The sequence below is a fragment of the Intrasporangium sp. DVR genome, assembly GCF_040365325.1.
Taxonomy (GTDB): Bacteria; Actinomycetota; Actinomycetes; order Actinomycetales; family Dermatophilaceae; genus Intrasporangium.
The window spans coordinates 199,409-220,962 of record NZ_BAABZW010000003.1; the positions used below are offsets into that span (position 1 = coordinate 199,409).

Genomic DNA, 21,554 nt, shown 5'->3' on the forward strand with positions numbered 1-21,554 from the left:
GTATGCCGCTGGGCTCGGTCCCGCACGCGCGTGGTCTCCGCGGGGGGCTGGGGGACCGTGCTGCTGCCCTCAGGGCGTGAGGACCACCTTCGTGCAGCGCTCGTCCTTGTTCTTGAAGATGTCGTAGCCCTTCGGCGCCTCCTCCAGGGACAGCCGGTGGCTGATGATGTAGGTCGGGTCGATCTCGCCGGTGCGGATCCGGTCGAGCAGGGGCCGCATGTAGCGGTGCACGTGGCACTGACCGCTCTTGATCGTGAGCGAGCGGTTCATGATCGACCCGATCGGGAACTTGTCGGCCAGGCCGCCGTAGGCACCCATGATGGAGACGGTGCCGCCGTTGGCGCAGGCGAGGATGGCCTCGCGCAGTGCCGTGGGCCGCTCGGTCTGCAGCCGCATCATCTGCTTCCCCTTGTCGTAGAGGGCGACCGGGGTCACGTCGGTGTGCGCCTCCAGGCCCACCGCGTCGATGCAGTGGTCCGGCCCGCGACCTGCCGTCAGCTCCCTCAGCTCGCCGAGCACGGGGGTCTCCTCGTAGTTCAGCGGGTGTGCGTCAGCGTGTTCGACCGCGAGGGCGAGGCGCTCGGGGAACCGGTCGATGACGATGACCTTGGCGGCACCGAGGAGCGTCGCGCTGAGGGCCGCGAACTGACCGACGGGCCCCGCCCCCCAGACGGCGACGACGTCACCGGGCTGGATCCCGCACAGCTCGGCCCCCATGTAGCCGGTCGGCAGGATGTCGCTCAGGAAGAGAACCTGTTCGTCGGTCAGGTCGTCCTCGATCGTGAGTGGGCCGACGTCGGCGAACGGCACGCGGACGTACTCCGCCTGCCCGCCCTGGTAGCCGCCGGTGAGGTGCGAGTAGCCGAAGATTCCCGCGGGCGAGTGGCCCATGAGCTTCTCGGCCTGGGCGGCGTTGGGGTTGGAGTTCTCGCAGAGGGACCACATCTCGCGTTGGCAGGCGTGGCAGGCGCCGCAGGCGATGGGGAACGGGACGACCACCCGGTCGCCGACCCTGAGGTTGGTGACGTCGGCGCCGACCTCGACGACCTCGCCCATGAACTCATGGCCGAGGACGTCGCCAGGCACCATGCTGGGGATGTAGCCGCCGTAGAGGTGCAGGTCGGAGCCGCAGATCGCCGTGGTCGTGACCCGGATGATCGCGTCACGGCTGGACAGGATCTGGGGGTCGGGGACGTCCCGAACCGTCACCTTGTTGGGTGCGTCCCAGCACAGGGCCCGCATCAGTCGTTCTCCTCGTCGCCCCGCACCGGCTGAGCGTGCCGCTGGAGCAGGGTGTTTCGAGCCTGGAGCCCATCGGGAAGGGCGTCGCTGCGCACCACGTCACCGGTCTCCAGCACCTGCTTGAAGCGGCGCAGGTCGTCGCGCACCTGCTGCTCCGGCTCCTCGCCGAGCAGCGTGGCGACGGCCTGGCCGACCTTGCCGCCCGGGACGTCGTAGTGCAGTGCGACGCTCACCTCGGTCCCGCGGTCGCCCGGGGCGGGCGCGAAGTGGACCGTGCCCGAGTTGTCGATGTCGGCGCCCGGCAGGCTGCGCCACGAGATGCGCTGGCCCGGCTCGTCGCCGGTCAGCTCGGCGTCCCACGTGACCGTCCGGCCGAAGGGCGCCCTGGCCACCCACCGGGAGCGGTTCCCCTCGGAGGCGGTCACCGACTCGAGGTGCGTCATGAAGGTCGGCAGGTTCTCGAAGCTGCGCCAGTAGGCGTACACCTCGTCCGGCGGGCGGTTCACCGTCACCGAGGCACGCAGCGACAGCGGTCCGGGACGGCCGCGCCCGTGCTGTCCGCTGCGCGTCCGGGCGCGCTGCACGACGGCAGCCACGCCGAGCGCTGCGACGGCGAGAGCCGCACCTCTGCGACCCCGCGATGTCTGCTCCGTCGACCTTCCGGGAGTGGCCATGTCTCTCACCTCTTTCCGGCGCCTGGCGCGCCCTGGTGTCCAGCGTCTGGCGGTCACGTGTGCCCTACCCGATCCCAGGGCGGGTGCCACACCCCTCCCGACGCGTCCCACCGGGGCCGACGTGGACGCTGCCCGGGCTCAGTGGGGCAGGCGCGTGAACGCGGGCAGGGTGACCGTGAACGTCGCTCCCTCTCCGGGGCCGGGGCTGTCAGCGACGAGGCTGCCCTGGTGGGCATCGGCTATCGCGCGGCTGATGGTCAGGCCCAGCCCGGATCCCGCGCGGTCCCGGTCCCGCGCGGTGTCGCCCCGGTAGAAGCGGTCGAAGACGTGCGGCAGCTGCTCGGCGCTGATGCCGTCCCCCGTGTCGGTGACGGAGATCTCGACCGTGTCGTCCACCGTCCGGGCAGAAAGGTGCACCGAGCCCCCGGCATGGGAGTGCCGCAGTGCGTTGGCCAGGAGATTGTCCAGCACCTGGCCGAGCCGCCTCGGGTCGACGTCGACGTCGACGTCGGGCGCGCCGTCCGTGTCGGCGACGAGATCGACCCCTTGACGGGCGAAGGCCTCGCGCTTGGCCTGCCACGCGGACCAGATGAGGTCGCGGACCGGGGTCGCGGACCGCTCCAGGGAGAGCCGACCCTCCTCCGCGCGTGAGACGTCGTCGAGGTCGGCGGCGAGGCGGGCCAGGCGTTGGGTCTGCTCGGTCATCACCCGCTCGGTGTCGGAGTTCCAGGTGGTCACGCCGTCGCGCAGCCCCTCGCAGTAGACGGTGAGCGTCGCGATCGGCGTGCGCAGCTCGTGGGCCAGGTCGGACAGCAGCCGCCGACGGGTCTCCTCGGTCTGCTCGAGCTGGCCCGCCATGAGGTTGAACGCGCGGCCGAGCTCGTCGAACTCAACCCCGGAGCCGAAGTCGCCGACCCGGGCGCCCAGGTGGCCTCGGGAGACCTCGCGGGCGGCCTTGGCCAGGGCTCCGAGCGGAGCCTGGAGCCGGCGGGTGACGTACCACGTCACGGCGGCGGCACAGACGAGCGCGAAGACGAGGGCGACGCCGAGGGAGACGAAGGAGGAGTCCCGGTAGGCCTCCTCGATGTGGGCCAGCTCGGGCGTGTTGGGCACGTGGCCGGCCTCGAGCATGTGGTGGTGGAAGAGCGGCGGCCCCACGAACGCGGCCACGAGACCGGCCGTGAGGACGCTCGCCCCGAGGACGAGGACCTGGGCGAGCATGAGGCGCGGGGCGAGGCCCCGGCCCATCCCCGTCGAGGAGTCGCCGCTCATGCCGCTCACCCCCGGCCCATCCGGTAGCCGACGCCGCGGACCGTCTCGATGTAGCTCGGAGCGGCGGGGTCGTCACCGAGCTTGCGGCGGATGTGGCCCACGTGGACGTCGACGATGTGCTCGTCCCCGACCCAGGCGATGTCCCACACCTCGTCGATGAGCTGGCGTCGGGAGAAGGCGTACTTGGGGCGCGCGGAGAGGACGTCGAGGATGTCGAACTCCGTCCGTGTCAGCGGCACCTCCTCCCCGGCGACGGTGACGCTCCGACCGGCTGCGTCGATGGACAGGTCGCCGAAGACGCGCTCCGGCTCCTCGGGTTGCCCCCTTCCCGTCGAGGCGGACCCGCCGCGCTGGCGCGGACGGCGCAGGACGGCCTGGACCCGGGCGACCAGCTCGCGGGCGCTGAAGGGCTTGGTGATGTAGTCGTCGGCCCCCACCGACAGGCCGATGATGCGGTCCACCTCGTCGCCGCGGGCCGTCAGCATGAGGACGTAGCAGTCGGAGAACGTGCGCACCTGGCGACACACCTCGACGCCGTCGAGCCCCGGGAGCCCGAGGTCGAGGACGATGACGTCCGGGTCCAGCTCTCGGGCCATCGCAAGGGCGTCCGTGCCCGTGTAGGCCTCGGCGACGGAGTAGCCCGCCCGCGCGAGGTAGGTGCTGACCATCTGCGCGAGCGCACGCTCGTCGTCGACGACGAGGATGCGGCGGGCAGCGTTGGCTTCGGGTGACGGGGACTCCATGGCGTCAGTCTGCCGTCCCGGAGGGTTCGCAGTCCCCAACTGCCCGGCCTGCGCGGAACTTCGTCAAACCTTCATGGAATCGTCGCGGGGCCCAGACATGACGGGGGGAACCTGTGACTCAGGAGACATTCCGTCATCGAGAGGAGGCACCGGTATGTGGGGACACGGTTGGGGCTACGGCGCCGAGTGGTGGATGTGGCTGCTGATGCTCATCGGCACGATCGGCTTCTGGGTGCTCGTCGCCTATGTCGTGCGGGCCGTGATCCTGGGTCGCCGTCCCGAGGACGGTGCATCCACGCCGAGGGCTGCGGAGCCACTGCGGCTGCTCGACGAGCGGCTCGCGCGCGGCGAGATCGACATCGAGGAGTACCAGCGGACGAGGAACGTCCTGAAGAACGCGCACTGAGCGCACGCAGTGACGGGCGGGGTGGCAGCCCTCGGCCGTGACTGCGTGCGTCGGCCGTGACCGCGTGGGTGGGCCGTGACACCGTGGCAGTGGCCCGGGAATAGTGCAGGTCGGCGAGGGGTTGTCGGATGCATACCCCCTAGGGGTATCGTGGGTCTGGACCGGACCCACGACGAACCGACCCTCAGGAGGCGTCATGACGACGCAGACCGTCTTGCACGTCGGTGGGCTGCACTGGGCCACCTCTGAGCCCGCGATCGAAAAGGGGCTCCTCCGCCGACCGGGTGTCACGGCGGTCACGGCCAACGCCGTCTCCCAGACCGCGACCGTCGCGTTCGACCCGGCGAAGACGAGCGTCGAGGAGCTCGCTGCTTGGGTGCGTGAGTGCGGCTACCACTGCGCCGGTGCGTCGGTCCCGTCCCACGTGTGCCCGCCAACCGAGCACGCGACTCCCGACCACCACGCTGCTCCCGCTCACCACGAGCACCCAGCCGACCACCCAGCTGGCCACCCAGCCGACCACCGGACCCAAACGCTGGAGCGGGAGCCGGCCCAGCGGCATACGGCACCTGGCCACGCCGAGCACGACGGCCACGATGGCCACGACGGCCACGGAGGTGTCGCACCAGCGGTGCTCTCGCCGCACGAGGCGATGGGCCACGGCGGTCACGCCGGCATGTCGATGGAGGACATGGTCCGCGACATGCGCAACCGCTTCGTCGTCGCCGCCGTCCTCGCGCTCGGGATCACGCTGTGGTCACCGATGGGGCGCGACATGCTCGGCTTCGGCGTCGCCGCGCCGTTCGGCCTGCGCGACGACGTGTGGTCGCTCGTCCTCAGCCTGCCGGTCGTCTTCTACTCCGGCTGGATCTTCTTCGACGGCGCGGTGCGCGCCCTGCGCAACCGCACCCTCGACATGATGGTCCTCGTCGCGGTCGCGATCGGCGCGGGCTGGCTCTACAGCGTCCATGTCACGCTCCGTGGTGGGGGCGAGGTCTTCTACGAGGCCGCCGCGATGCTCACCACGTTCGTCCTGCTCGGGCACTGGTTCGAGATGCGGGCACGGGGCGGCGCGAACGACGCGATCCGCACCCTCATCGACCTCGCCCCACCCATGGCGACGGTGATCCGGGAGGGGCAGCCCGTCGAGGTGCCGACCTCCGAGGTTGTCGTCGGAGACCTCGTCCAGGTGCGGCCCGGCGGGAAGGTGCCGGTCGACGGGGTCGTCGAGGACGGCGAGTCCGACGTGGACGAGTCGATGGTCACCGGTGAGAGCCTCCCGGTCCCGAAGTCCGGTGGGTCGCAGGTGATCGGCGCGTCGATGAACACCACGGGGACGCTGCGGGTGCGGGCGACGAAGGTCGGCTCCGACACCGCGCTCGCCCAGATCGTCGCCCTCGTCCAGGAGGCCCAGAACTCGAAGGCGCCGGGCCAGCGGCTGGCGGACCGAGCGGCCTTCTGGCTGGTCCTCGTCGCCCTCGTCGGCGGGCTGGCCACCTTCTTCGTGTGGCTCGGCGTCGGCGCAGACGTCCAGGTCGCACTCCTCTTCGCGATCACCGTCGTCGTCATCACCTGCCCCGACGCCCTGGGGCTGGCCACGCCGACGGCCATCATGGTCGGCACCGGGCTCGGCGCGCGACGGGGAGTGCTCTTCAAGAATGCGACCGCACTCGAGAGCTCGGCCCACATCGACACCGTCGTCATGGACAAGACCGGCACCCTGACCAAGGGCGCCCCCGAGGTCACCAAGGTCGTCGTCGAGGGCAGCAGCGAGGCGGAGGTGCTGTCCCTCGTGGCCGCCGTCGAGAAGGAGTCCGAGCACCCCCTCGCCGCAGCCGTCGTGTCGTATGCCGCTGGGCTGGGCCTCGCGGGTGAGGTGGCGTCAGGCTTCCGCAACGTCCCCGGCCACGGTGCCGTGGCGGATGTCCGCGGACGGCGAGTCGTCGTCGGCAACCGCAAGCTCATGGAGGCAGAGGCTGTCGACCTCGGTGGGCTGCTCGCCCAGCGTGACGAGCTCGCCGCGGCGGGCCAGACCGCCGTCCTCGTCGGCGTCGACGGGGTCGCCGTGGCCGTCATCGCGCTCGCCGATGCCGCTCGGGAGACGTCGGCGGACGCGGTCCGCGCCCTGCACGAGCTGGGCGTGCAGGTCGTGATGCTCTCAGGAGACAACCAGGCGACGGCGGAACGCATCGCCGCGCAGCTCGGCATCGACACGGTGATCGCGGAGGTCCTGCCGGGGGACAAGGCGGCCAAGGTCGCCGACCTGCAGCGTGCGGGTCGCGCCGTCGCCATGGTCGGTGACGGCGTCAACGACGCACCGGCGCTGGCGCAGGCCGACCTCGGGATCGCGATCGGCGCCGGCACCGACGTCGCGATCGAGACCGCCGACGTCGTGCTCATGCGGTCTGACCCGCTCGACGTGCCGACGGCGCTCCGGGTCGGCCGGGGAACGCTGCGCAAGATGCGGCAGAACCTCGGTTGGGCGGTCGGCTACAACGCCGTTGCGCTGCCGATCGCCGCCGGAGTCTTCGCGGCCTGGGGACTGACCCTGCGACCGGAGGTGGCGGCCCTGTCGATGTCCGGGTCCAGCATCATCGTCGCGGTCAATGCGCTCATGCTCAAGCGGCTGCCACTGCCCGCACCGACGCCTTCACCAGACCTTCATGGACCCTTCGTCGAACGGTGAACATGGTCGGCGACAGTAGAGCCGTGAACCAGCGCCAGCTCTCAGCCCACCGTCCGAACCGAACCCGCCGCGCCCCGCTCGCCTGGGTCGCCGCCGGAGTGGCCTCGCTCGTGCTCGTCGCGGGCTGTGCCAGCGCGGCGGACGCCCCGGGCGCGGCGCCGCAGGGTGCCCCCGCTGCGGCAGCCGCGGCAGGCTCCGAAGCGGACGCCATCCTCGCCAAGCTCGGTCTTTCCGGGCGCAGCGCAACCGATGTCATCACGGCACTGGACCAGGCCAGTGACCGGCAGAAGGACATCTTCGCGTCGGTCCGCTACGACAAGCTGGTCCTCAAGGACGGTGGCACCGAGACGCAGGTGGCCCTGCCCGCCGACAAGTTCTACCTCTCCGTGGCCCCCTACGTGAACCAGACGCACGAATGCTTCTACCACAGCCTGACCACCTGCACCGGCGAGCTCGCGAACCAGAACGTCGACGTGAAGATCGTTGACTCCACTGGCAAGACGCTCGTCGAGGGCACACAGAAGACCTACGCCAACGGCTTCGTCGGCTTCTGGCTGCCGCGTGACATCGAGGGCACGATCACCGTGACCTCCGAGGGGCGCTCGGCCACCTCGGCCATCTCCACCGGCAAGGAGTCGGCGACCTGCCTGGCCACTCTCCAGCTCACCTGAGCCCGCCGGCCGCGCCTGCTGCGCAGCCACGGACCCGGGGACACGCGACGGTATGGCCATTCGTCATCCACCAACCGAGTCCCACTGAGGGCCATACTCATCGCATCTGTTACATCTAGAGAGGAACTCGCATGGCCAGCCGTACCGGAAGAACCCTCGGCATGATCGTTGCCATCGTCGGCATCCTGATGATCATCGCCGGTGGCGTCACGTACTACATGGTCCACAACGAGCTCAAGGCCGCGAAGATCACCGTCGCGAAGGACGCCTCGATGCTTGCTGGTGACGAGGTCGACGGCCCCTTCTCCGCGTACGCGGAGGCCGAGATCATCGACCACCACGCCCTTGACGCAACGGGTGGCAAGACGTACGCCGAGCTCGACCGTGAGGACCCACTGCGTCAGACCGCGATGTCCGCGTCGTTCCTGCGCGCGTCGCTCTTCACCTCGGTGGTCGCCTTCGGCGTCGCCGCGATGGCGATGGGAATTGGCTTGATGCTGCTCCTGATCGGTTGGGCGCTCATGTCCCTGAGCCGTCGAGACGTGGCGTACGAACGGGCCCCTGCGCACACGGTGTGAGGCAGAGGAGACCAGCAACCGGGCGTCGGCCCGGACGGTGCGACAGGCGGTGCCAGCTCAGCTGGCACCGCCTTTCGCGTACGCGGGGGCCGCGCCGCCCGGGGGGAGTCGGCACGCCGGACCTCCACCGGGTGTGACGGAAGGAACCCCTCAGCGCGGTCGCCGGGGCCGATCCCACCGCGAGACAATTCAGTCGTGGTGGGATCACCGTGAGCGTCATGCTGCGGCGGCGGGCCGATGCCCACGTCTGGTTCCGGGTGGGGCTCGCTGCAGCCGGTTGGGTTGGCCTCTACTGGGCGAACGGACGGGTGTGGTCCTGGCTGCTCGGTGACCTCCTCGGTCTCGACCTCGAAGGCCGGATCGGGTCCGGTGTCCACTTCTTCCTCTACGACACGATCAAGATCTTCCTGCTCCTGACTGGCCTGATGTTCGTCATCGGAATGCTCCGCGCGAGCCTGGACCTGGATCGGGCGCGGGACTACCTCGCAGGCAAGGGGCTGGCCGTCGGGCTGCTTCTCGCCGTGGTGCTCGGCGTCGTCACGCCGTTCTGCTCGTGCAGCTCGATCCCGCTCTTCATCGGCTTCGTCGCCGCGGGCATCCCCCTCTCGATCACGCTGACCTTCCTCATCGCGTCGCCGTTGGTGAGCGAGGTCGCGGCGATCATGATCGGCGACCAGTTCGGCTGGCACATCGCCGGCGCCTACGTCCTGGCCGGCTCCGCCATCGCCCTGGCCATCGGCTGGGTCTTCTCCCGCTTCGCACTCGAGCGATGGGTCGAGGACATGGTCTTCGCCACGAGGATCGCGCAGCTGCGCGCCGCGGGGCACGTGCCCACGTGGACCGAGAGGGTGGACGCCGCGGTCGAGGAGTCCAAGGAGGTGTTCACCACCGTGTGGACGTGGGTCCTGCTCGGCGTCGGCATCGGGGCCGCCATCCACGGGTGGGTGCCCGAGGACTTCTTCGCCGAGTACGCCGGGCCCGGCAACCCCTTCGCCGTCCTCGTCGCCGCGGTCGCGGGTGTCCCGCTCTACGTCAACGGCGCCGGGGTCGTCCCCATCGCCGAGGCGCTGTGGGCCAAAGGAATGTCCCTCGGCACCGTGATGACGTTCACGATGAGCGCGATCGCCCTCTCGATCCCGCAGGCCATCATGCTCCGGCGGGTGCTCAAGCCACCGCTGCTCGCCATCTTCTTCGGCTCGGTGACGCTGGGCCTCGTCGGCATCGGCTACCTCTTCAACGCTCTCTTCCCCTGACCACGACCCGATGGAGGACCACATGATCGTCAAGATCCTCGGCCCAGGCTGCGCGAACTGCCGCAACCTCGAGAAGAACACCAGGGCGGCCCTGGCCGAGCTCGGTGTGGACGCCACCGTCGAGAAGGTCACGGACTACAGCGAGATCGCGGGCTACGGCGTTCTCAAGACACCGGGCCTCGTCGTCGACGAGGAGCTCGTCGTCAGCGGTCGAGTGCCCCGCCCCGCCGAGCTGGCCGCCGTCCTCCTCGCCCACGCCCGTTGAGCAGGACAGGCTGACCGTCGGTCCGGACCTGCACGCCGTCCCGCTCGCACTGCGTCAGCCGCTCGTCTCGCGAGTGGCCCCGGCCTCCACAGGTCGATGTGGAGACTGGTGCCACTCGACGGGCATTGACCGCATGACCTCGTCGGCCCCGTCCCGTGCGGGGAGGTCGGGAGGGTCCTCCCGATGCGGGCGCTGGGAGCGAGCTCAGCGGCATACGCCTCCGGTTTGCTGTTCGGCACTGCGGCTGGGGGGAACATGAGGGGTATGGCCGGTTCGCAGCGGGACGAGATCGAGCGCAAGTACGACATCGAGACCGGGGTGGTGTTTCCCGACCTCTCCGGGGTGGCCGGGGTCGGTGCGGTGCGTCAGCCGGAGGAGCTCGCGCTGCACGCGGTCTACTACGACACGTCGGGGTTCGACCTCGCGCGCGCCGGTGTCACGCTGCGGCGGCGCACCGGTGGCCGCGACGAGGGATGGCACCTCAAGCTGCCCGGCGGCGGTGACACGCGGACCGAGATGCACGAGCCGCTCGGGGACGACCCCGGCGAGGTGCCGGCCCCGCTCACGGCCCGCGTGCGTGCGCTCGTCCGCGGCCGCCCGCTCCGTCCCGTCGCGCAGGTCAACACCGTGCGTCGGGAGTACGCGCTGTGCGATGGCGACGGTGCCGTCCTGGCGCGCGTCTGCGACGACCACGTGCAGGCCCGGCGACTCGACGACGGAGCGGGCTCGGGCTCGGACACCGGCTTCGAGCAGTCGTGGCGCGAGTGGGAGCTGGAGCTCGACCGCGGGCCGGCCGAGCTGTTCGACCTCGTCGAGGGGCGGCTCCGGTCGGCCGGCGCCTCGCCTGCTGCGTCGGCGTCGAAGCTGCGCCGGACGCTCGGGGACCTGCCCGCCGACGCGCCTCATCCGTCGGAGGACGACCTCTCGGACGGAACGGCGCGCGAGCTGCTCGCCGCGCACCTGGCCGAGCACACGGCCAAGCTCCACACGCACGACGCCGCGGTCCGGGAGGGCCACCCGGAGGGCATCCACAAGCTGCGGATCGCTGCCCGCCGCCTCCGTTCGGCGCTGGCGACGTGGCGCCCCCTGCTCGATCGTTCCGCCACGGACCCGGTTCGTGACGAGCTGCGCTGGCTCGGCGAGTCGCTCGGCGCTGCCCGTGACGCCCAGGTCCTGCGCGAGCACCTTTCGGAGGTCATCGCGGCCCAACCGGCAGAGCTCGTCGTCGGCTCGGTGGCCGCGCGCATCGACGACCAGCTCAGTGCCGCCTACCAGGCCGGCCGGGAGCGCGCCGTCGAGACGCTCGACAGCGCCCGCTATGTTCGCCTGCTCGACGCCCTCGACGGGCTCAGTGCCTCGCCACCGCTGGCCCCGGACGCCGACGGGCCGGCCGGGAAGCGGGTCAAGCGGCTCCTGCGGCGAGACGTCAAGCGCCTGCACCGGGCGGTTCGCGCCATCGACACGGCGGAGGAGCCCACGCAGCGCGACGTCGCCTTCCACGAAGCGCGGAAGAAGGCGAAGCGCCTCCGCTACGCCGCTGAGATGGCGAGGCCGGTGGTCGGCAGGAAGGCCCGGTCCCTGGCCGCCTCGGCCAAGAAGGTCCAGGAGGCCCTCGGCGTCCACCAGGACTCCGTCGTCGCCCGGGAACGCCTGCGAGAGCTCGGCATGCAGGCGCACCTCGACGGAGACAACGCCTTCACCTTCGGGCGCCTGCACGGGGTCGAGGAGTCCCGGGCCGAACGGGCCGAGGCGGACTTCGACAAGGCGTGGAAGAAGCTCCGGCGCAAGCAGCTGGACCGCTGGGTGGGCTAGTCAGTGGGGCTGGACAGGCGTTGCGCGATGTCCGGCGGCACCACGGTGTCGGGGTCACGGCCGGTGAGGCGCAAGGCGTCGGTCGTCGCGACGAGCGCGGCATAGAGCGGCGGGCAGGTGGGGCAGCCCTGCAGGTGCTGCTCCACGGTCCGCGCCACCGCGGGCTCGAGCTCCCCGTCGAGGTAGTCGCTCACGTGACGGCGGGCTTCCCAGCAACGCATCGGGACTCCTTCGAGGTCATGGCGGCGCTCGGCCCCGCGAGCCAGTTCGGAGACCAGCATCATCCGCCCGCGCCGGAGCCTCTGCTTGGCCGCGGCCAGGCTGATGCGCTGGATCCGCGCGACCTCGGCGGAGGTCAGGCCTTCCATGTCGTGGAGCAGGACCGCGCTGCGCTGGTCGAAGGGCAGGTGGGCGAGGGCCTCGCGGAGCTCGTCGCGGTCCTCCGCCCTGGCTGCGACGGTGGCCACGTCGACGGTGTAGGTGTCTGCGCGCCACTGGCGCTCGGCCAGCTCGGAAAGCTCGGCCACCTCCTCCGTCGGGACCTCGCGCAGGCGGCGCAGCCGGTCCACGGCGAGGTTGTGGAGGATGCGGTGCAGCCATGTGGTCAGGGACGCGTCGCCGCGGAAGGACCCAGCCCGCTCCAGGGCCCTGGCCACCGTGTCCTGGACCAGGTCCTCCGCGTCGGCCGGGTCACGGGTGAGGCCGCGGGCGTACCGCAGGAGCCCGGGAAGCTCCCGCGGCAGCGTCGCGGCCAGGTCATCCAGGTCCACGGGACCCGCCTCTCTGAGGATGGGATCGAGCCTAGTGTCGGGTGCGTTGCCCAGCGCGCTCGGTTCGCTCGGTGCGCCCGGCGGGGACCGCAGCCGTGCGCTCCGGGTGGTAGGTGCTCAGGCCGAGCAGGCGGTAGAGCGGGCAGAACCCCGCAGCGGCGGTGACGACGAGGAGGGCGGCGAGGGCGAGCAGGACGATCGCGGCGGTGGACGACCACCCCAGCGCCGCCGCCCAGCCGAGGGCGCCGACGCCGAGGACGGCGCGGGCGAGACGGTCCGAGGCTCCCAGGTTGCGCTTCATGGTGTGCTCCTTTCGGTGTCCAGCAGGTGCTGGTGGTTCGCTGTCGGTTCACTGACGCACGAGCGGGCCAAAGCGCTACATCGGTCGGACCACCCACCGGTGCCCAGTCCCAGCCGGTCGTCGGCCGGCCAGTCGTCGGCCGGCCAGCCGTCCGTCGACCGGTGGCGGACCCTGCCCGACGGTGGCGGGAGGCAGCGGATTACGGTGGTCGGGACGAGAGGAGCTCGCAATGATCGTGATGACGACGCTCGGCCCAGGTGACACCGTGGGGGGCGGCCTCGGTCGCGCGGCCCGGGTGGCCGTGGCCGACGTGACCGACGGCCAGATCACCTCGTGGAACGAGGTGCCCGTGGGGTGGGACCGCCTGCACGGTGAGGGCACCGAGGGGTCACACCACGCACGGATCGCCACCTTCCTCAAGGAGCACGGCATCGAGGTCGTCGTGGCGGAGCACGTCGGGGCCGGCATGCAGCGGATGCTCGGGACGATGGGCCTCCGGCTGGTCCAGGGTGCCCGCGGCGACGCCAGACAGGCCGTGCTGACCGCGTCCGGCACTCCGTCCGGCTGATCCCGCGCGGTCCACGACGCCGTAGCCCCGGGGAACCACGGCAGCTGGCGCGTCCGTCCCGGGGACAGCGGCGAGGCCAGGGTCGAGCGCACGGAGACGGCGCCGACGGCGGCAGTGCCCTTCTGAGCGACCGCACGCCCGGGCGATCCCGCCCTCAGGCCCGTCAGACCACGGCGGGCTGCTCCACGAAGCGCGGTGTCCAGACCCGACCGTCGGCGGTGACCCGAGTCCCCGTTGCGCAGACGAGGAGCAGGCACTTCATGTCGATCGTCGAGGGGTCGAGCCCACCGAGCGTCGTCACCGCCACCGACTCCTCCGAGCGGCCGACGTCACGACCGACGACGACGACCGTGTCGGGGCCGCGGACGCCGAGCAGGACCTCCCTGGCCAGGGCGATCTGCCCGGTGCGCGTGCGTGACGCCGGGTTGTAGAGGGCGATGACGAGGTCGGCCTCCGCGGCGGCGCGCAGGCGGCGCTCGATGACCGACCACGGCTTGAGCCGGTCGGAGAGCGACATGATCGCGAAGTCGCCGCCGAGCGGCGCGCCCACCCGAGCCGCGACGGCCTGTGCCGCAGTCACCCCGGGCAGCACCCGGACCGGGACACCCGCGAACGCCGGGTCCTCGGCGGCCTCGAAGACGGCCGCCGCCATGCCGAACACACCCGCGTCCCCTCCCGACACCACCGCGACGCGTTCGCCGGTGCGGGCCAGCTCGAGGGCATGCCTGGCCCGGTCCACCTCCACGGTGTTGCCGGACGGGTGTCGGGTCAGGCCCGGCCGTTGCGTCACCCGGTCGACGTAGGGCGCGTAGCCGACGACATGGTCGACCTCCGCGAGCGCCGCGCTCGCCTCGGGCGTCAGCCACCGGTCGGGTCCCGGGCCGAGGCCGACGACGACGACCTCACCCAGCGCGGCACCCAGCTCAGCCGTATGCCGCTGGGCCGGCTCAGCGGCATACGGCATCGTTGCGCGCCCGGCTGAGTCGGCGCGCAGGTCCCGGCCCGGCACGACGATCATCGACATGTAGGGGACGGTGGCGGGGTCGACCTCGGTGACGGGAAGGACCCGCTCGGCGGAGGAGGTCGCGCGCTCGACGTAGCGGGCCTCGTCGAGCCGGCCCGCCTGGCGCAGTGCCTCGACGACGCCGGGGAAGGTCCGGCCGAGTTTCATGATGACGGCAGCCTGGGTGTCGGCGAGCCGTCGGGCGAGCTCGGGGACCGGCAGGGTGCCGGGGAGGATCGTCAGGACGTCCTCGTGCCGGCACAGGCCGGTGGCGACGGCGGCCGTGGAGCCGCTCACGGAGGTGACGCCGGGGACGACGTCGGAGTCGTAGCGGTCGGCGAGGCGGTCGTGGAGGTACATGTACGTGCCGTAGAAGAGCGGGTCGCCCTCGGCGAGCACCACGACGTTGCGCCCGGCGTCGAGGTGGGCGGCGAGGCGCGCGGCCGACTCGTCGTAGAAGTCCGCCATGAGGCCGTGGTAGCCCAGCGGGTGGTCGGTCACGCCCGTGGTGACCGGGTAGACGAGCAGCTCCTCGATCGCGTCGTGGCGGAAGTACTGGGCGGCGATGCGGCGGGCGATGGAGTCGCCCTTCGTCCCGCTGTGGAACGCCACGACGTCCGCCGAGCGGATGGTGCGGGCGGCCTTGATCGTCACGAGGTCCGGGTCGCCGGGGCCGACGCCGACCCCGCGCAGCCAGCCGGGGGTGCGGTTCACAGTTCCTCCGTTCGGGCGAGGGCGTTGACGGCGGAGGCGGCCAGGGCCGAGCCGCCGCGGCGCCCGTGGACGACGAGCCACGGCACGTCGAAGGGGTTGTCGGCCAGGGCGAGCTTCGACTCGGCCGAGCCGATGAAGCCGACCGGGATCCCGATGATCGCGGCCGGCCGGGGGCCTCCGTCGGCGATGAGCTCGAGGAGGTGGAACAGGGCCGTCGGCGCGTTGCCGATCGCGACGACCGCCCCCTCGACCCGGTCGCCCCAGAGGGACACTGCGGCGGCCGAGCGGGTCGTGCCCCAGGCCTGGGCGAGTGCGGGGACCCGCTCGTCGCGCAGCGTGCAGATGACGGCGTTGTCGCGGGGGAGGCGGGCGCGGGTGATGCCCGACGCGATCATGTGGGCGTCGGTGAAGACGGGTGCGCCGCTGTCGAGGGCGGCGCGGGCTGCCGCGACGAGGCGCGGATGGACGGCGATCTGCTCGGTCAGGCCGACGTCGCCGCTCGCGTGAACCATCCGGACGGCGACGGCGCGGGCCTCCTCGGGCAGGTGGTCGAGGGGGGCCTCGGACCGGATCGTCGCGAACGAGCGCCGGTAGATCTCCTGGCCATCCGTCTCGTAGTCGTAGCGACGGGTGGGAGGGGTGAGGGGCGGTGCGGGGGGCTGGGGCGCAGACATCGCCCGTCATCGTAGGGGGTTGCTCGGTCCTCGGCGCCGCGGGCCCTCAGGGCGAGAGGGCCGCCTCCGAGGCCTCGAGGGCACTCAACGCCTCGGGGACCGACGACGGCGCCAGCACGTCCACGAAGGCACCGCGCGGCGTCCCGCACCGGCGCTCGCACCCGCTGACGTGCACCGGGAGCGAGCCGAGCGGCATCCGTGGAGCGAGCTCGTGCGCCAGCCGCCGGGTGTCGATGGCCGACCTGGCGCAGCCGGGCAGGCCGGTGCAGGCATGGAGGCGCAGCCACGGGTCCGATGGGTCGATGACGAGCCCGGCTGACGCGAGCCGGCTCAGGCCACCAGCCCCGGAGAGCACCACGAGACTGCGCCACGGCGTCACGATCACCTCGTCCGTGACGTCGGCGAGCGCCGCGACACGAGCGGGCGTGAGCAGGCCCAAGGGGACGGCCACGACGGCATGGTCGCCGTGGCGACCGACGGAGGGCGGTGGGCTGGTCGGGAGGGAGAGCGCGACGGCCCCCGGCGCGCCCAGCGGCACGCCGAGCTCGCGCACGTGCCACGCGGTCGACCCCAGCCGCTCACGGGTGGCGAGGAACTCGCGAGCCAGGTCGAGAGCAACCCCGACGGCCTGCTCGACGGGGACGGCCCAGCCCCGATGCGGACCACCAGCCAGGACGGCGGCAAAGTCGGGTCCGGTGGCCACGATCGCGATGTCGAAACCCGACCCGACGACGTCGCCGCGGCCGTCGTCGACGGCGAGGAGGAACCGGCCGGGCAGACCGGCGAGGGCAGGGTCGTCGCAGAGCCCGGCATCGAGCGCAGCCACCAGACCGCGCACGTCCGCCAGCCCCGGTTCGCCGAGGCCGGAGAGGGGCGAGGCGACGATGTTGCGCGCCAGCTCGTGCGACGCCGAAGGGACCAGTCCCGTGGCGGCGATCGCCGTGCGCACCCCGGCGGGAAGTGGGTCGGGCAGGCCGCGCAGCTGCAGGGCCCCGCGGGACGTCAGCTGGATTTGCGGATCAGACTGTCCCGCAACGATGTCGAGCAGATCGCGGAGGGCGCTGACGGTCACCGGCCGCGCGCCCGTCCGGACCCGCACGATGGCCCCGTCGGCCGCGCCGAACGGGCGAGCGACCCCTGGGCACGCGTCGGCCCCGGTGCGGGACGACTGCGGCAGGCTGGTCATGGGTCTCCCCGGGCTGGCCCGGCCGTGCCGAGCGGATGACGGTCGGCGCCATCGTAGGGGGCGCCCCCACGGTCACGTCGATGGCGCCCAGACGTACTGCGGCGTCTGGCAGACCTCGACGAAACCGAGGCGTTCGTAGGTCGGCCGGCCGAGCTGCGAGGCCATCAGCACCGCGTCGGTGCAGCCGCGCTCACGTCCGAGCCGCATCAGCTCTGCCGTCACCGCCCGGCCGATGCCCTGACGGCGCGCGCTGTCGAGGGTCGTGATGTTGTAGATCCCGAGCGTGCGCCGGTCCGGCCCACTGAGGAAGCCGCTCCCCCCGCCGACGGGCCTGCCGTCGAGGGTCGCGAGCACGTGGAAGAGCACGCCGCTGGAGATGCTGGCCATGGCAGCGCGCATCGGCTCCACGACGAACGCCGGGAAGCCGAAACCCTCGGCGAGGACGTCCGCGAGGACCTCGTCGACCTCGGTCTCGACGATGGCGAGGCCCGGAGGCGTTCGGCCGCTGTCGACCTCGCCCGCCATGGTCCGGTGCATCCCCGGCTCCGGTGACGGGTGGATCCCGAGCGAGCGGAGCGCGACGTCGGCCTCGGGAGGCATCGTCGACGGGGTCGCCCACCAGAGGAGCCCGTTGCCCCGCTCGAGGTAGCCGGCGACGAGCTCCCGGGTGCGCTCGCCAGCCGTGCCCGGGGCGAACCGCGCGCCGCTGATGGCGTTGAAGAGCGGGAAGGGGAGGTCGCGGCGGAAGGCCACGACGTCCTCGTCCGGCAGCCGGGTCACGTGGCCGCTGTCGGCCAGGATCTCGAACTGGGACAGCAGGTTCTCCTCGACCAGGTGGATCCGCGGGTCGTCCATGACACGACGGTAGGGCTGGGGTGGGAGGCGTGTCCCGGAAACGTGGCGCTAGGGTGACGCCTGCGTCGTCGACCAGGAACCCGGTGCAAGCCCGGGACGGTCCCGCCACTGTGAGCGCGCCACCCCCGGGGGGGGCCGTGAGTCAGGAACTGCCGGCCGCGCATCACATCCGACCGACCGCGGGGCGTGGACACCTCGCGAAGGAGCCCCATGACGCGCATCGCCCTGCTCAGCACGTCCGACACCGACCTGCTCAGCGCCCGCGCGAGCGGTGGCGACTACGTCGTGGCCAACCCCTCCCGTCCCGGACATGCCTCGATGGCGGACGTCATCGGCAGCGCGGACATCGTCGTGGCCCGCATCCTCGGTGGGCCGCAGGACCTGTGCGACGGCTTCAGGGCCGCGCGGGACGCGGGCGTGCCGATGGTCGTCCTCGGCGGCGAGCAGACCCCGAACGCCGCGCTGATGGAGCTGTCGACGGTCGTGCCGGGGATCGTCGCGGAGGCGCACCGCTACCTCGCGCAGGGCGGGCCGGACAACCTGCGCCACCTGCATGCCTTCCTCGCCGACACGATCCTGCTCACGGGTGACGTCTTCGAGCCGCCTGCCGAGCAGCCGCAGTGGGGTGCCGCATCGTCCCGTATGCCGCTGGGCTCGCTCGCGCGTGAAGGCCGGCCGCGCGTGGGGATCCTCTACTACCGGGCGCACCACGCCGCCGGGAACGTCGCCCACGTCGAGGCGCTCGCGGACGCGGTGGCGGAGGCAGGCGGCATCGGGACGCCGGTCTTCGTCACGTCGCTCCGTGATGCACCGGCGGACCTGCTCGAGCACCTGCGCGGCTATGACGTGCTGGTCACCACGGTGCTCGCGGCGGGCGGAACGCGCCCCGCCTCGGCCGGAGCCGGCGGCGACGACGAGTCCTGGGACGTGGCGGCCCTCGCGGAGCTCGACGTGCCGATCCTCCAGGGCCTGACGTTGACGTGGAGCCGGGAGCAGTGGGCGACGAGTGACGACGGGATGAGTCCCCTCGACGTCGCGACGCAGGTCGCGGTGCCGGAGTTCGACGGTCGGATCATCGCAAGCGTCTTCTCGCACAAGGAGGTCGATGCCGACGGGCTGCCGCACTACGTGCCCGACCTGGAGCGCTGCCGGCGCCTCGCGACGCTGGCGGTCAACCACGGGCGGCTGCGGCACGTGCCGGCCAGGGACCGCCGCATCGCGGTCGTCCTGTCCGCCTACCCGACCAAGCACTCGCGGATCGGCAACGCCGTCGGCCTCGACACGCCCGTCTCGATCATCCGGCTGCTCCGGGCGATGCGCGACCAGGGCTATGACCTCGGATCACCGGGCGACATCCCGGGCACCGGCCCGCTCGACCCGGTCGAGGGCGAGTCCCCGGACACCACCGCAGGCAACGCCCTCATCCACGCCCTGATCGAGGCCGGCGGCCAGGACGAGGACTGGCTGACCCAGGAGCAGCTCTCCGGGCAGCCGGTGCGGATCTCGGCGGCCCGCTACCGCGAGTTCTTCGAGACGCTTCCTGCCGAGCTGCGCAGCGCCGTGACCGAGCACTGGGGCGAGGCACCGGGCGAGGTCTTCGTCGACCGCCACACCGATGTGAAGGGCGAGATCGTGGCGGCCTCGCTCCGTGCGGGCAACGTCGTCATCATCGTCCAGCCACCACGCGGATTCGGGGCCAACCCGATCGCGATCTACCACGACCCGGACCTGCCGCCGACCCATCACTACCTCGCCGTCTATGACTGGCTGGCCAGGGACTTCGGGGCCCATGCGATCGTCCACATGGGCAAGCACGGCAACCTCGAGTGGCTGCCCGGCAAGAACCTCGCCCTGTCGGCGGCGTGCGGCCCGGACGCGACGATCGGGTCGATCCCGCTCGTCTACCCCTTCCTCGTCAACGACCCCGGCGAGGGCAGCCAGGCCAAGCGCCGTGCCCACGCGACGATCGTCGACCACCTCGTGCCGCCGATGGCGCGGGCCGAGTCCTACGGCGACATCGCCCGGCTCGAGCAGCTCCTCGACGAGTACGGCAACGTCTCGGTCATGGACCCGGCCAAGGCGCCGGCCCTGCGGGCGGAGATCTGGTCGCTGCTGCGGGCTGCGGAGATGCACCGCGACCTCGGTCTCGAGGACGCGGCCGACGCCCCCGACGCAGACACCTTCGACGAGCTCGTCATGCACGTCGACGGCTGGCTCTGCGAGATCAAGGACGTCCAGATCCGCGACGGCCTCCACATCCTTGGGCAGGCTCCTCAGGGGGAGAGCCTGACCAACCTCGTCCTCGCGATTCTCCGCGCCAACCAGGTCTTCGCCGGTGCCGTCGGCGCGGTGCCCGGCCTGCGCACCGCGCTCGGCCACGACGAGTCCTCGCTGGACCGGGACGCCGTGGACCGCTTCGAGGAGCAGGCGAGCGGGCTCGTCGGTGGGCTGGCGGAGGCCGGTTGGCACCGCGACGCCGTCCCCGCCGTCGTGCGCGCCACGCTCGGTCCCGACGTGACGGACTCCGTCCACGAGGCCGTGTGCCGCTCACTGGCCTTCGCGTGCGACGAGGTCGTCCCGCGGCTGCTGGGCACGGCAGGGGAGGTCGACGCGGTCCTCCACGCCCTGGACGGCGGCTACGTGCCGGCCGGTCCGTCGGGGTCACCGTTGCGCGGCCTGGTCAACGTGCTGCCGACCGGCCGCAACTTCTACTCGGTCGACCCGAAGGCCATCCCCTCGCGGCTCGCCTGGGACACCGGGCAGGCGATGGCCGACAGCCTCCTCGAGCGGCACCGGGACGACACGGGGGAGTGGCCTCGCACCGTGGGCCTCTCGGTCTGGGGCACGTCGGCGATGCGGACCTCGGGGGACGACATCGCCGAGGTCCTCGCGCTCATCGGTGTCCGGCCCCGCTGGGACGAGATGTCGCGCCGCGTGGTGGGGCTCGACCCGATCCCGCTCGACGAGCTCGGCCACCCCCGGATCGACGTGGCGGTCCGCATCTCGGGGTTCTTCCGCGACGCGTTCCCGCACGTCATCGCGCTGCTCGACGACGCGTTCCGGCTCGTCGCCGGCCTCGACGAGGCAGACGGCGTCAACTACGTCCGCGCCCACGCGCAGGCCGACCTCGCCGAGCACGGTGACGAGCGCCGGTCCACGACCAGGATCTTCGGCTCGAAGCCCGGCTCCTACGGCGCGGGCATCCTGCCCCTGATCGAGTCGGGCAACTGGCGCGACGACCAGGACCTCGCGGAGGTCTACGCGACGTGGGGCGGCTTCGCCTACGGCCGGGAGCTGGACGGCGTGCCCGCTCGTGGCGACATGGAGCGCACCTACCGCCGCATCGACGTCGCCGCCAAGAACGTCGACGCCAGCGAGCACGACATCGCCGACAGCGACGACTACTTCCAGTACCACGGCGGCATGGTCGCGACGGTCCGGGCCCTGACCGGCACGGCCCCCCGCGCCTACGTCGGCGACTCGACCCGACCCGACGCCATCCGCACGCGCACCCTCGCCGAGGAGACGGCCCGCGTCTTCCGCGCCCGCGTCGTCAACCCGCGCTGGATCGCGGCGATGCGCCGGCACGGCTACAAGGGGGCCTTCGAGCTCGCTGCGACGGTCGACTACCTCTTCGGCTTCGACGCGACCGCCGGGGTCGTGCACGACTGGATGTACGACCAGCTCGCCCGCACCTACGTCACCGACAAGGAGAACCAGGACTTCCTCCGGCACGCCAACCCGTGGGCCCTGCACGGCATGGTCGAACGGTTCCACGAGGCGGTCGAGCGGGGTCTCTGGGCCGACCCGGACCCGGAGCTGCTCGCCGAGCTGCAGCAGGTCTACCTCGACGTCGAGGGCGACCTCGAGTCGTGAGCACG

The 21,554-nt window shown here is 72.0% G+C and carries 19 protein-coding genes and 1 riboswitch; of the genes, 9 read left to right on the forward strand and 10 right to left on the reverse strand.

The annotated features are described in order from the left end of the window. Window positions 1-69: 69 nt before the first annotated feature. The 4 genes from ABWV20_RS03830 to ABWV20_RS03845 form a co-directional block, all read right to left on the reverse strand. Entirely contained in the window at window positions 70-1,242 is a 1,173-nt protein-coding gene (locus ABWV20_RS03830) for a zinc-dependent alcohol dehydrogenase (RefSeq protein ID WP_353353492.1), read from the reverse strand. Next, window positions 1,242-1,916 carry an SRPBCC family protein gene (locus tag ABWV20_RS03835; RefSeq protein ID WP_353353494.1) on the reverse strand — a complete coding sequence of 225 codons (675 nt, stop codon included), beginning with the start codon at window positions 1,914-1,916 and terminating at the stop codon, window positions 1,242-1,244. The genes ABWV20_RS03830 and ABWV20_RS03835 overlap by 1 nt, the downstream gene beginning before the upstream one ends. Before the next feature lie 138 nt (window positions 1,917-2,054). Further along, entirely contained in the window at window positions 2,055-3,188 is a 1,134-nt protein-coding gene (locus tag ABWV20_RS03840) for a sensor histidine kinase (protein WP_353353496.1), read from the reverse strand. Between the two features lie 5 nt (window positions 3,189-3,193). Next, a complete protein-coding gene (locus tag ABWV20_RS03845; protein WP_353353498.1) occupies window positions 3,194-3,931 on the reverse strand; it encodes a response regulator in 738 nt (245 codons plus the stop codon). Between the two features lie 154 nt (window positions 3,932-4,085). Between ABWV20_RS03845 and ABWV20_RS03850 the strand changes: the two genes are divergently transcribed. The 7 genes from ABWV20_RS03850 (at window position 4,086) to ABWV20_RS03880 (ending at window position 11,602) form a co-directional block, all read left to right on the forward strand. Continuing rightward, the gene (locus ABWV20_RS03850) at window positions 4,086-4,337 is read left to right on the forward strand and encodes an SHOCT domain-containing protein (protein ID WP_353353500.1); all 252 of its coding nucleotides are present in this window, start codon (window positions 4,086-4,088) and stop codon (window positions 4,335-4,337) included. Between the two features lie 196 nt (window positions 4,338-4,533). After that, window positions 4,534-7,023 (forward strand): heavy metal translocating P-type ATPase, encoded by a 2,490-nt coding sequence (locus tag ABWV20_RS03855; RefSeq protein WP_353353502.1) that lies wholly within the window; start codon window positions 4,534-4,536, stop codon window positions 7,021-7,023. 23 nt (window positions 7,024-7,046) lie between these two features. Next, window positions 7,047-7,694, forward strand: a complete 648-nt coding sequence (locus ABWV20_RS03860; protein WP_353353503.1) for a CueP family metal-binding protein — start codon at window positions 7,047-7,049, stop codon at window positions 7,692-7,694. Window positions 7,695-7,855: 161 nt separating this feature from the next. Continuing rightward, complete coding sequence (locus ABWV20_RS03865) at window positions 7,856-8,272, forward strand: aromatic ring-opening dioxygenase LigA (protein WP_353353504.1); 417 nt, start codon at window positions 7,856-7,858, stop codon at window positions 8,270-8,272. A 218-nt stretch (window positions 8,273-8,490) separates the two neighbouring features. Next, window positions 8,491-9,525 carry a permease gene (locus ABWV20_RS03870; protein ID WP_353353548.1) on the forward strand — a complete coding sequence of 345 codons (1,035 nt, stop codon included), beginning with the start codon at window positions 8,491-8,493 and terminating at the stop codon, window positions 9,523-9,525. A gap of 22 nt (window positions 9,526-9,547) precedes the next feature. After that, window positions 9,548-9,790, forward strand: a complete 243-nt coding sequence (locus tag ABWV20_RS03875) for a thioredoxin family protein (protein WP_353353505.1) — start codon at window positions 9,548-9,550, stop codon at window positions 9,788-9,790. A 264-nt stretch (window positions 9,791-10,054) separates the two neighbouring features. Continuing rightward, window positions 10,055-11,602, forward strand: a complete 1,548-nt coding sequence (locus ABWV20_RS03880; RefSeq protein WP_353353506.1) for a CYTH and CHAD domain-containing protein — start codon at window positions 10,055-10,057, stop codon at window positions 11,600-11,602. Here ABWV20_RS03880 and ABWV20_RS03885 read toward each other — a convergent pair. Both ABWV20_RS03885 and ABWV20_RS03890 read right to left on the reverse strand, forming a co-directional pair. Next, entirely contained in the window at window positions 11,599-12,372 is a 774-nt protein-coding gene (locus ABWV20_RS03885; protein WP_353353507.1) for a sigma-70 family RNA polymerase sigma factor, read from the reverse strand. The two genes, ABWV20_RS03880 and ABWV20_RS03885, sit on opposite strands and share 4 nt — an antisense overlap. Before the next feature lie 31 nt (window positions 12,373-12,403). Next, window positions 12,404-12,673: a YgaP family membrane protein gene (locus ABWV20_RS03890; protein WP_353353508.1), complete on the reverse strand. Its 270-nt coding sequence runs from the start codon at window positions 12,671-12,673 to the stop codon at window positions 12,404-12,406. A gap of 229 nt (window positions 12,674-12,902) precedes the next feature. Here ABWV20_RS03890 and ABWV20_RS03895 point away from each other — a divergent pair, with 229 nt between their 5' ends. Beyond that, a complete protein-coding gene (locus ABWV20_RS03895) occupies window positions 12,903-13,241 on the forward strand; it encodes a NifB/NifX family molybdenum-iron cluster-binding protein (RefSeq protein ID WP_353353509.1) in 339 nt (112 codons plus the stop codon). A gap of 163 nt (window positions 13,242-13,404) precedes the next feature. Here the strand turns inward: ABWV20_RS03895 and ABWV20_RS03900 are convergent, their stop codons facing one another. The 4 genes from ABWV20_RS03900 to ABWV20_RS03915 form a co-directional block, all read right to left on the reverse strand. Then, complete coding sequence (locus tag ABWV20_RS03900) at window positions 13,405-14,958, reverse strand: precorrin-2 C(20)-methyltransferase (RefSeq protein ID WP_353353510.1); 1,554 nt, start codon at window positions 14,956-14,958, stop codon at window positions 13,405-13,407. Then, window positions 14,955-15,632 (reverse strand): precorrin-8X methylmutase, encoded by a 678-nt coding sequence (locus ABWV20_RS03905; protein ID WP_353353511.1) that lies wholly within the window; start codon window positions 15,630-15,632, stop codon window positions 14,955-14,957. The genes ABWV20_RS03900 and ABWV20_RS03905 overlap by 4 nt, the downstream gene beginning before the upstream one ends. A gap of 46 nt (window positions 15,633-15,678) precedes the next feature. Further along, window positions 15,679-16,818: a 4Fe-4S domain-containing protein gene (locus ABWV20_RS03910; protein ID WP_353353512.1), complete on the reverse strand. Its 1,140-nt coding sequence runs from the start codon at window positions 16,816-16,818 to the stop codon at window positions 15,679-15,681. A 72-nt stretch (window positions 16,819-16,890) separates the two neighbouring features. Then, entirely contained in the window at window positions 16,891-17,673 is a 783-nt protein-coding gene (locus ABWV20_RS03915) for a GNAT family N-acetyltransferase (protein ID WP_353353513.1), read from the reverse strand. A 37-nt stretch (window positions 17,674-17,710) separates the two neighbouring features. Next, a riboswitch (cobalamin riboswitch) is annotated at window positions 17,711-17,842 on the forward strand. A gap of 41 nt (window positions 17,843-17,883) precedes the next feature. Between ABWV20_RS03915 and cobN the strand changes: the two genes are divergently transcribed. Continuing rightward, window positions 17,884-21,549 carry a cobaltochelatase subunit CobN gene (gene cobN / locus ABWV20_RS03920; RefSeq protein WP_353353514.1) on the forward strand — a complete coding sequence of 1,222 codons (3,666 nt, stop codon included), beginning with the start codon at window positions 17,884-17,886 and terminating at the stop codon, window positions 21,547-21,549. The last annotated feature ends 5 nt before the right edge of the window (window positions 21,550-21,554 follow it).

Bases quoted from the DNA above. Each gene is read 5' to 3' on its own strand.
- ABWV20_RS03850 (WP_353353500.1), top strand. From the start codon at position 4,086: ATGTGGGGACACGGTTGGGGCTACGGCGCCGAGTGGTGGATGTGGCTG.
- ABWV20_RS03845 (WP_353353498.1), bottom strand. From the start codon at position 3,931: ATGGAGTCCCCGTCACCCGAAGCCAACGCTGCCCGCCGCATCCTCGTC.
- ABWV20_RS03915 (WP_353353513.1), bottom strand. From the start codon at position 17,673: ATGGACGACCCGCGGATCCACCTGGTCGAGGAGAACCTGCTGTCCCAG.
- ABWV20_RS03870 (WP_353353548.1), top strand. From the start codon at position 8,491: ATGCTGCGGCGGCGGGCCGATGCCCACGTCTGGTTCCGGGTGGGGCTC.
- ABWV20_RS03865 (WP_353353504.1), top strand. From the start codon at position 7,856: ATGATCGTTGCCATCGTCGGCATCCTGATGATCATCGCCGGTGGCGTC.
- ABWV20_RS03835 (WP_353353494.1), bottom strand. From the start codon at position 1,916: ATGGCCACTCCCGGAAGGTCGACGGAGCAGACATCGCGGGGTCGCAGA.
- ABWV20_RS03910 (WP_353353512.1), bottom strand. From the start codon at position 16,818: ATGACCAGCCTGCCGCAGTCGTCCCGCACCGGGGCCGACGCGTGCCCA.
- ABWV20_RS03840 (WP_353353496.1), bottom strand. From the start codon at position 3,188: ATGAGCGGCGACTCCTCGACGGGGATGGGCCGGGGCCTCGCCCCGCGC.
- ABWV20_RS03855 (WP_353353502.1), top strand. From the start codon at position 4,534: ATGACGACGCAGACCGTCTTGCACGTCGGTGGGCTGCACTGGGCCACC.
- ABWV20_RS03880 (WP_353353506.1), top strand. From the start codon at position 10,055: ATGGCCGGTTCGCAGCGGGACGAGATCGAGCGCAAGTACGACATCGAG.
- cobN (WP_353353514.1), top strand. From the start codon at position 17,884: ATGACGCGCATCGCCCTGCTCAGCACGTCCGACACCGACCTGCTCAGC.
- ABWV20_RS03830 (WP_353353492.1), bottom strand. From the start codon at position 1,242: ATGCGGGCCCTGTGCTGGGACGCACCCAACAAGGTGACGGTTCGGGAC.
- ABWV20_RS03875 (WP_353353505.1), top strand. From the start codon at position 9,548: ATGATCGTCAAGATCCTCGGCCCAGGCTGCGCGAACTGCCGCAACCTC.
- ABWV20_RS03895 (WP_353353509.1), top strand. From the start codon at position 12,903: ATGATCGTGATGACGACGCTCGGCCCAGGTGACACCGTGGGGGGCGGC.
- ABWV20_RS03890 (WP_353353508.1), bottom strand. From the start codon at position 12,673: ATGAAGCGCAACCTGGGAGCCTCGGACCGTCTCGCCCGCGCCGTCCTC.
- ABWV20_RS03905 (WP_353353511.1), bottom strand. From the start codon at position 15,632: ATGTCTGCGCCCCAGCCCCCCGCACCGCCCCTCACCCCTCCCACCCGT.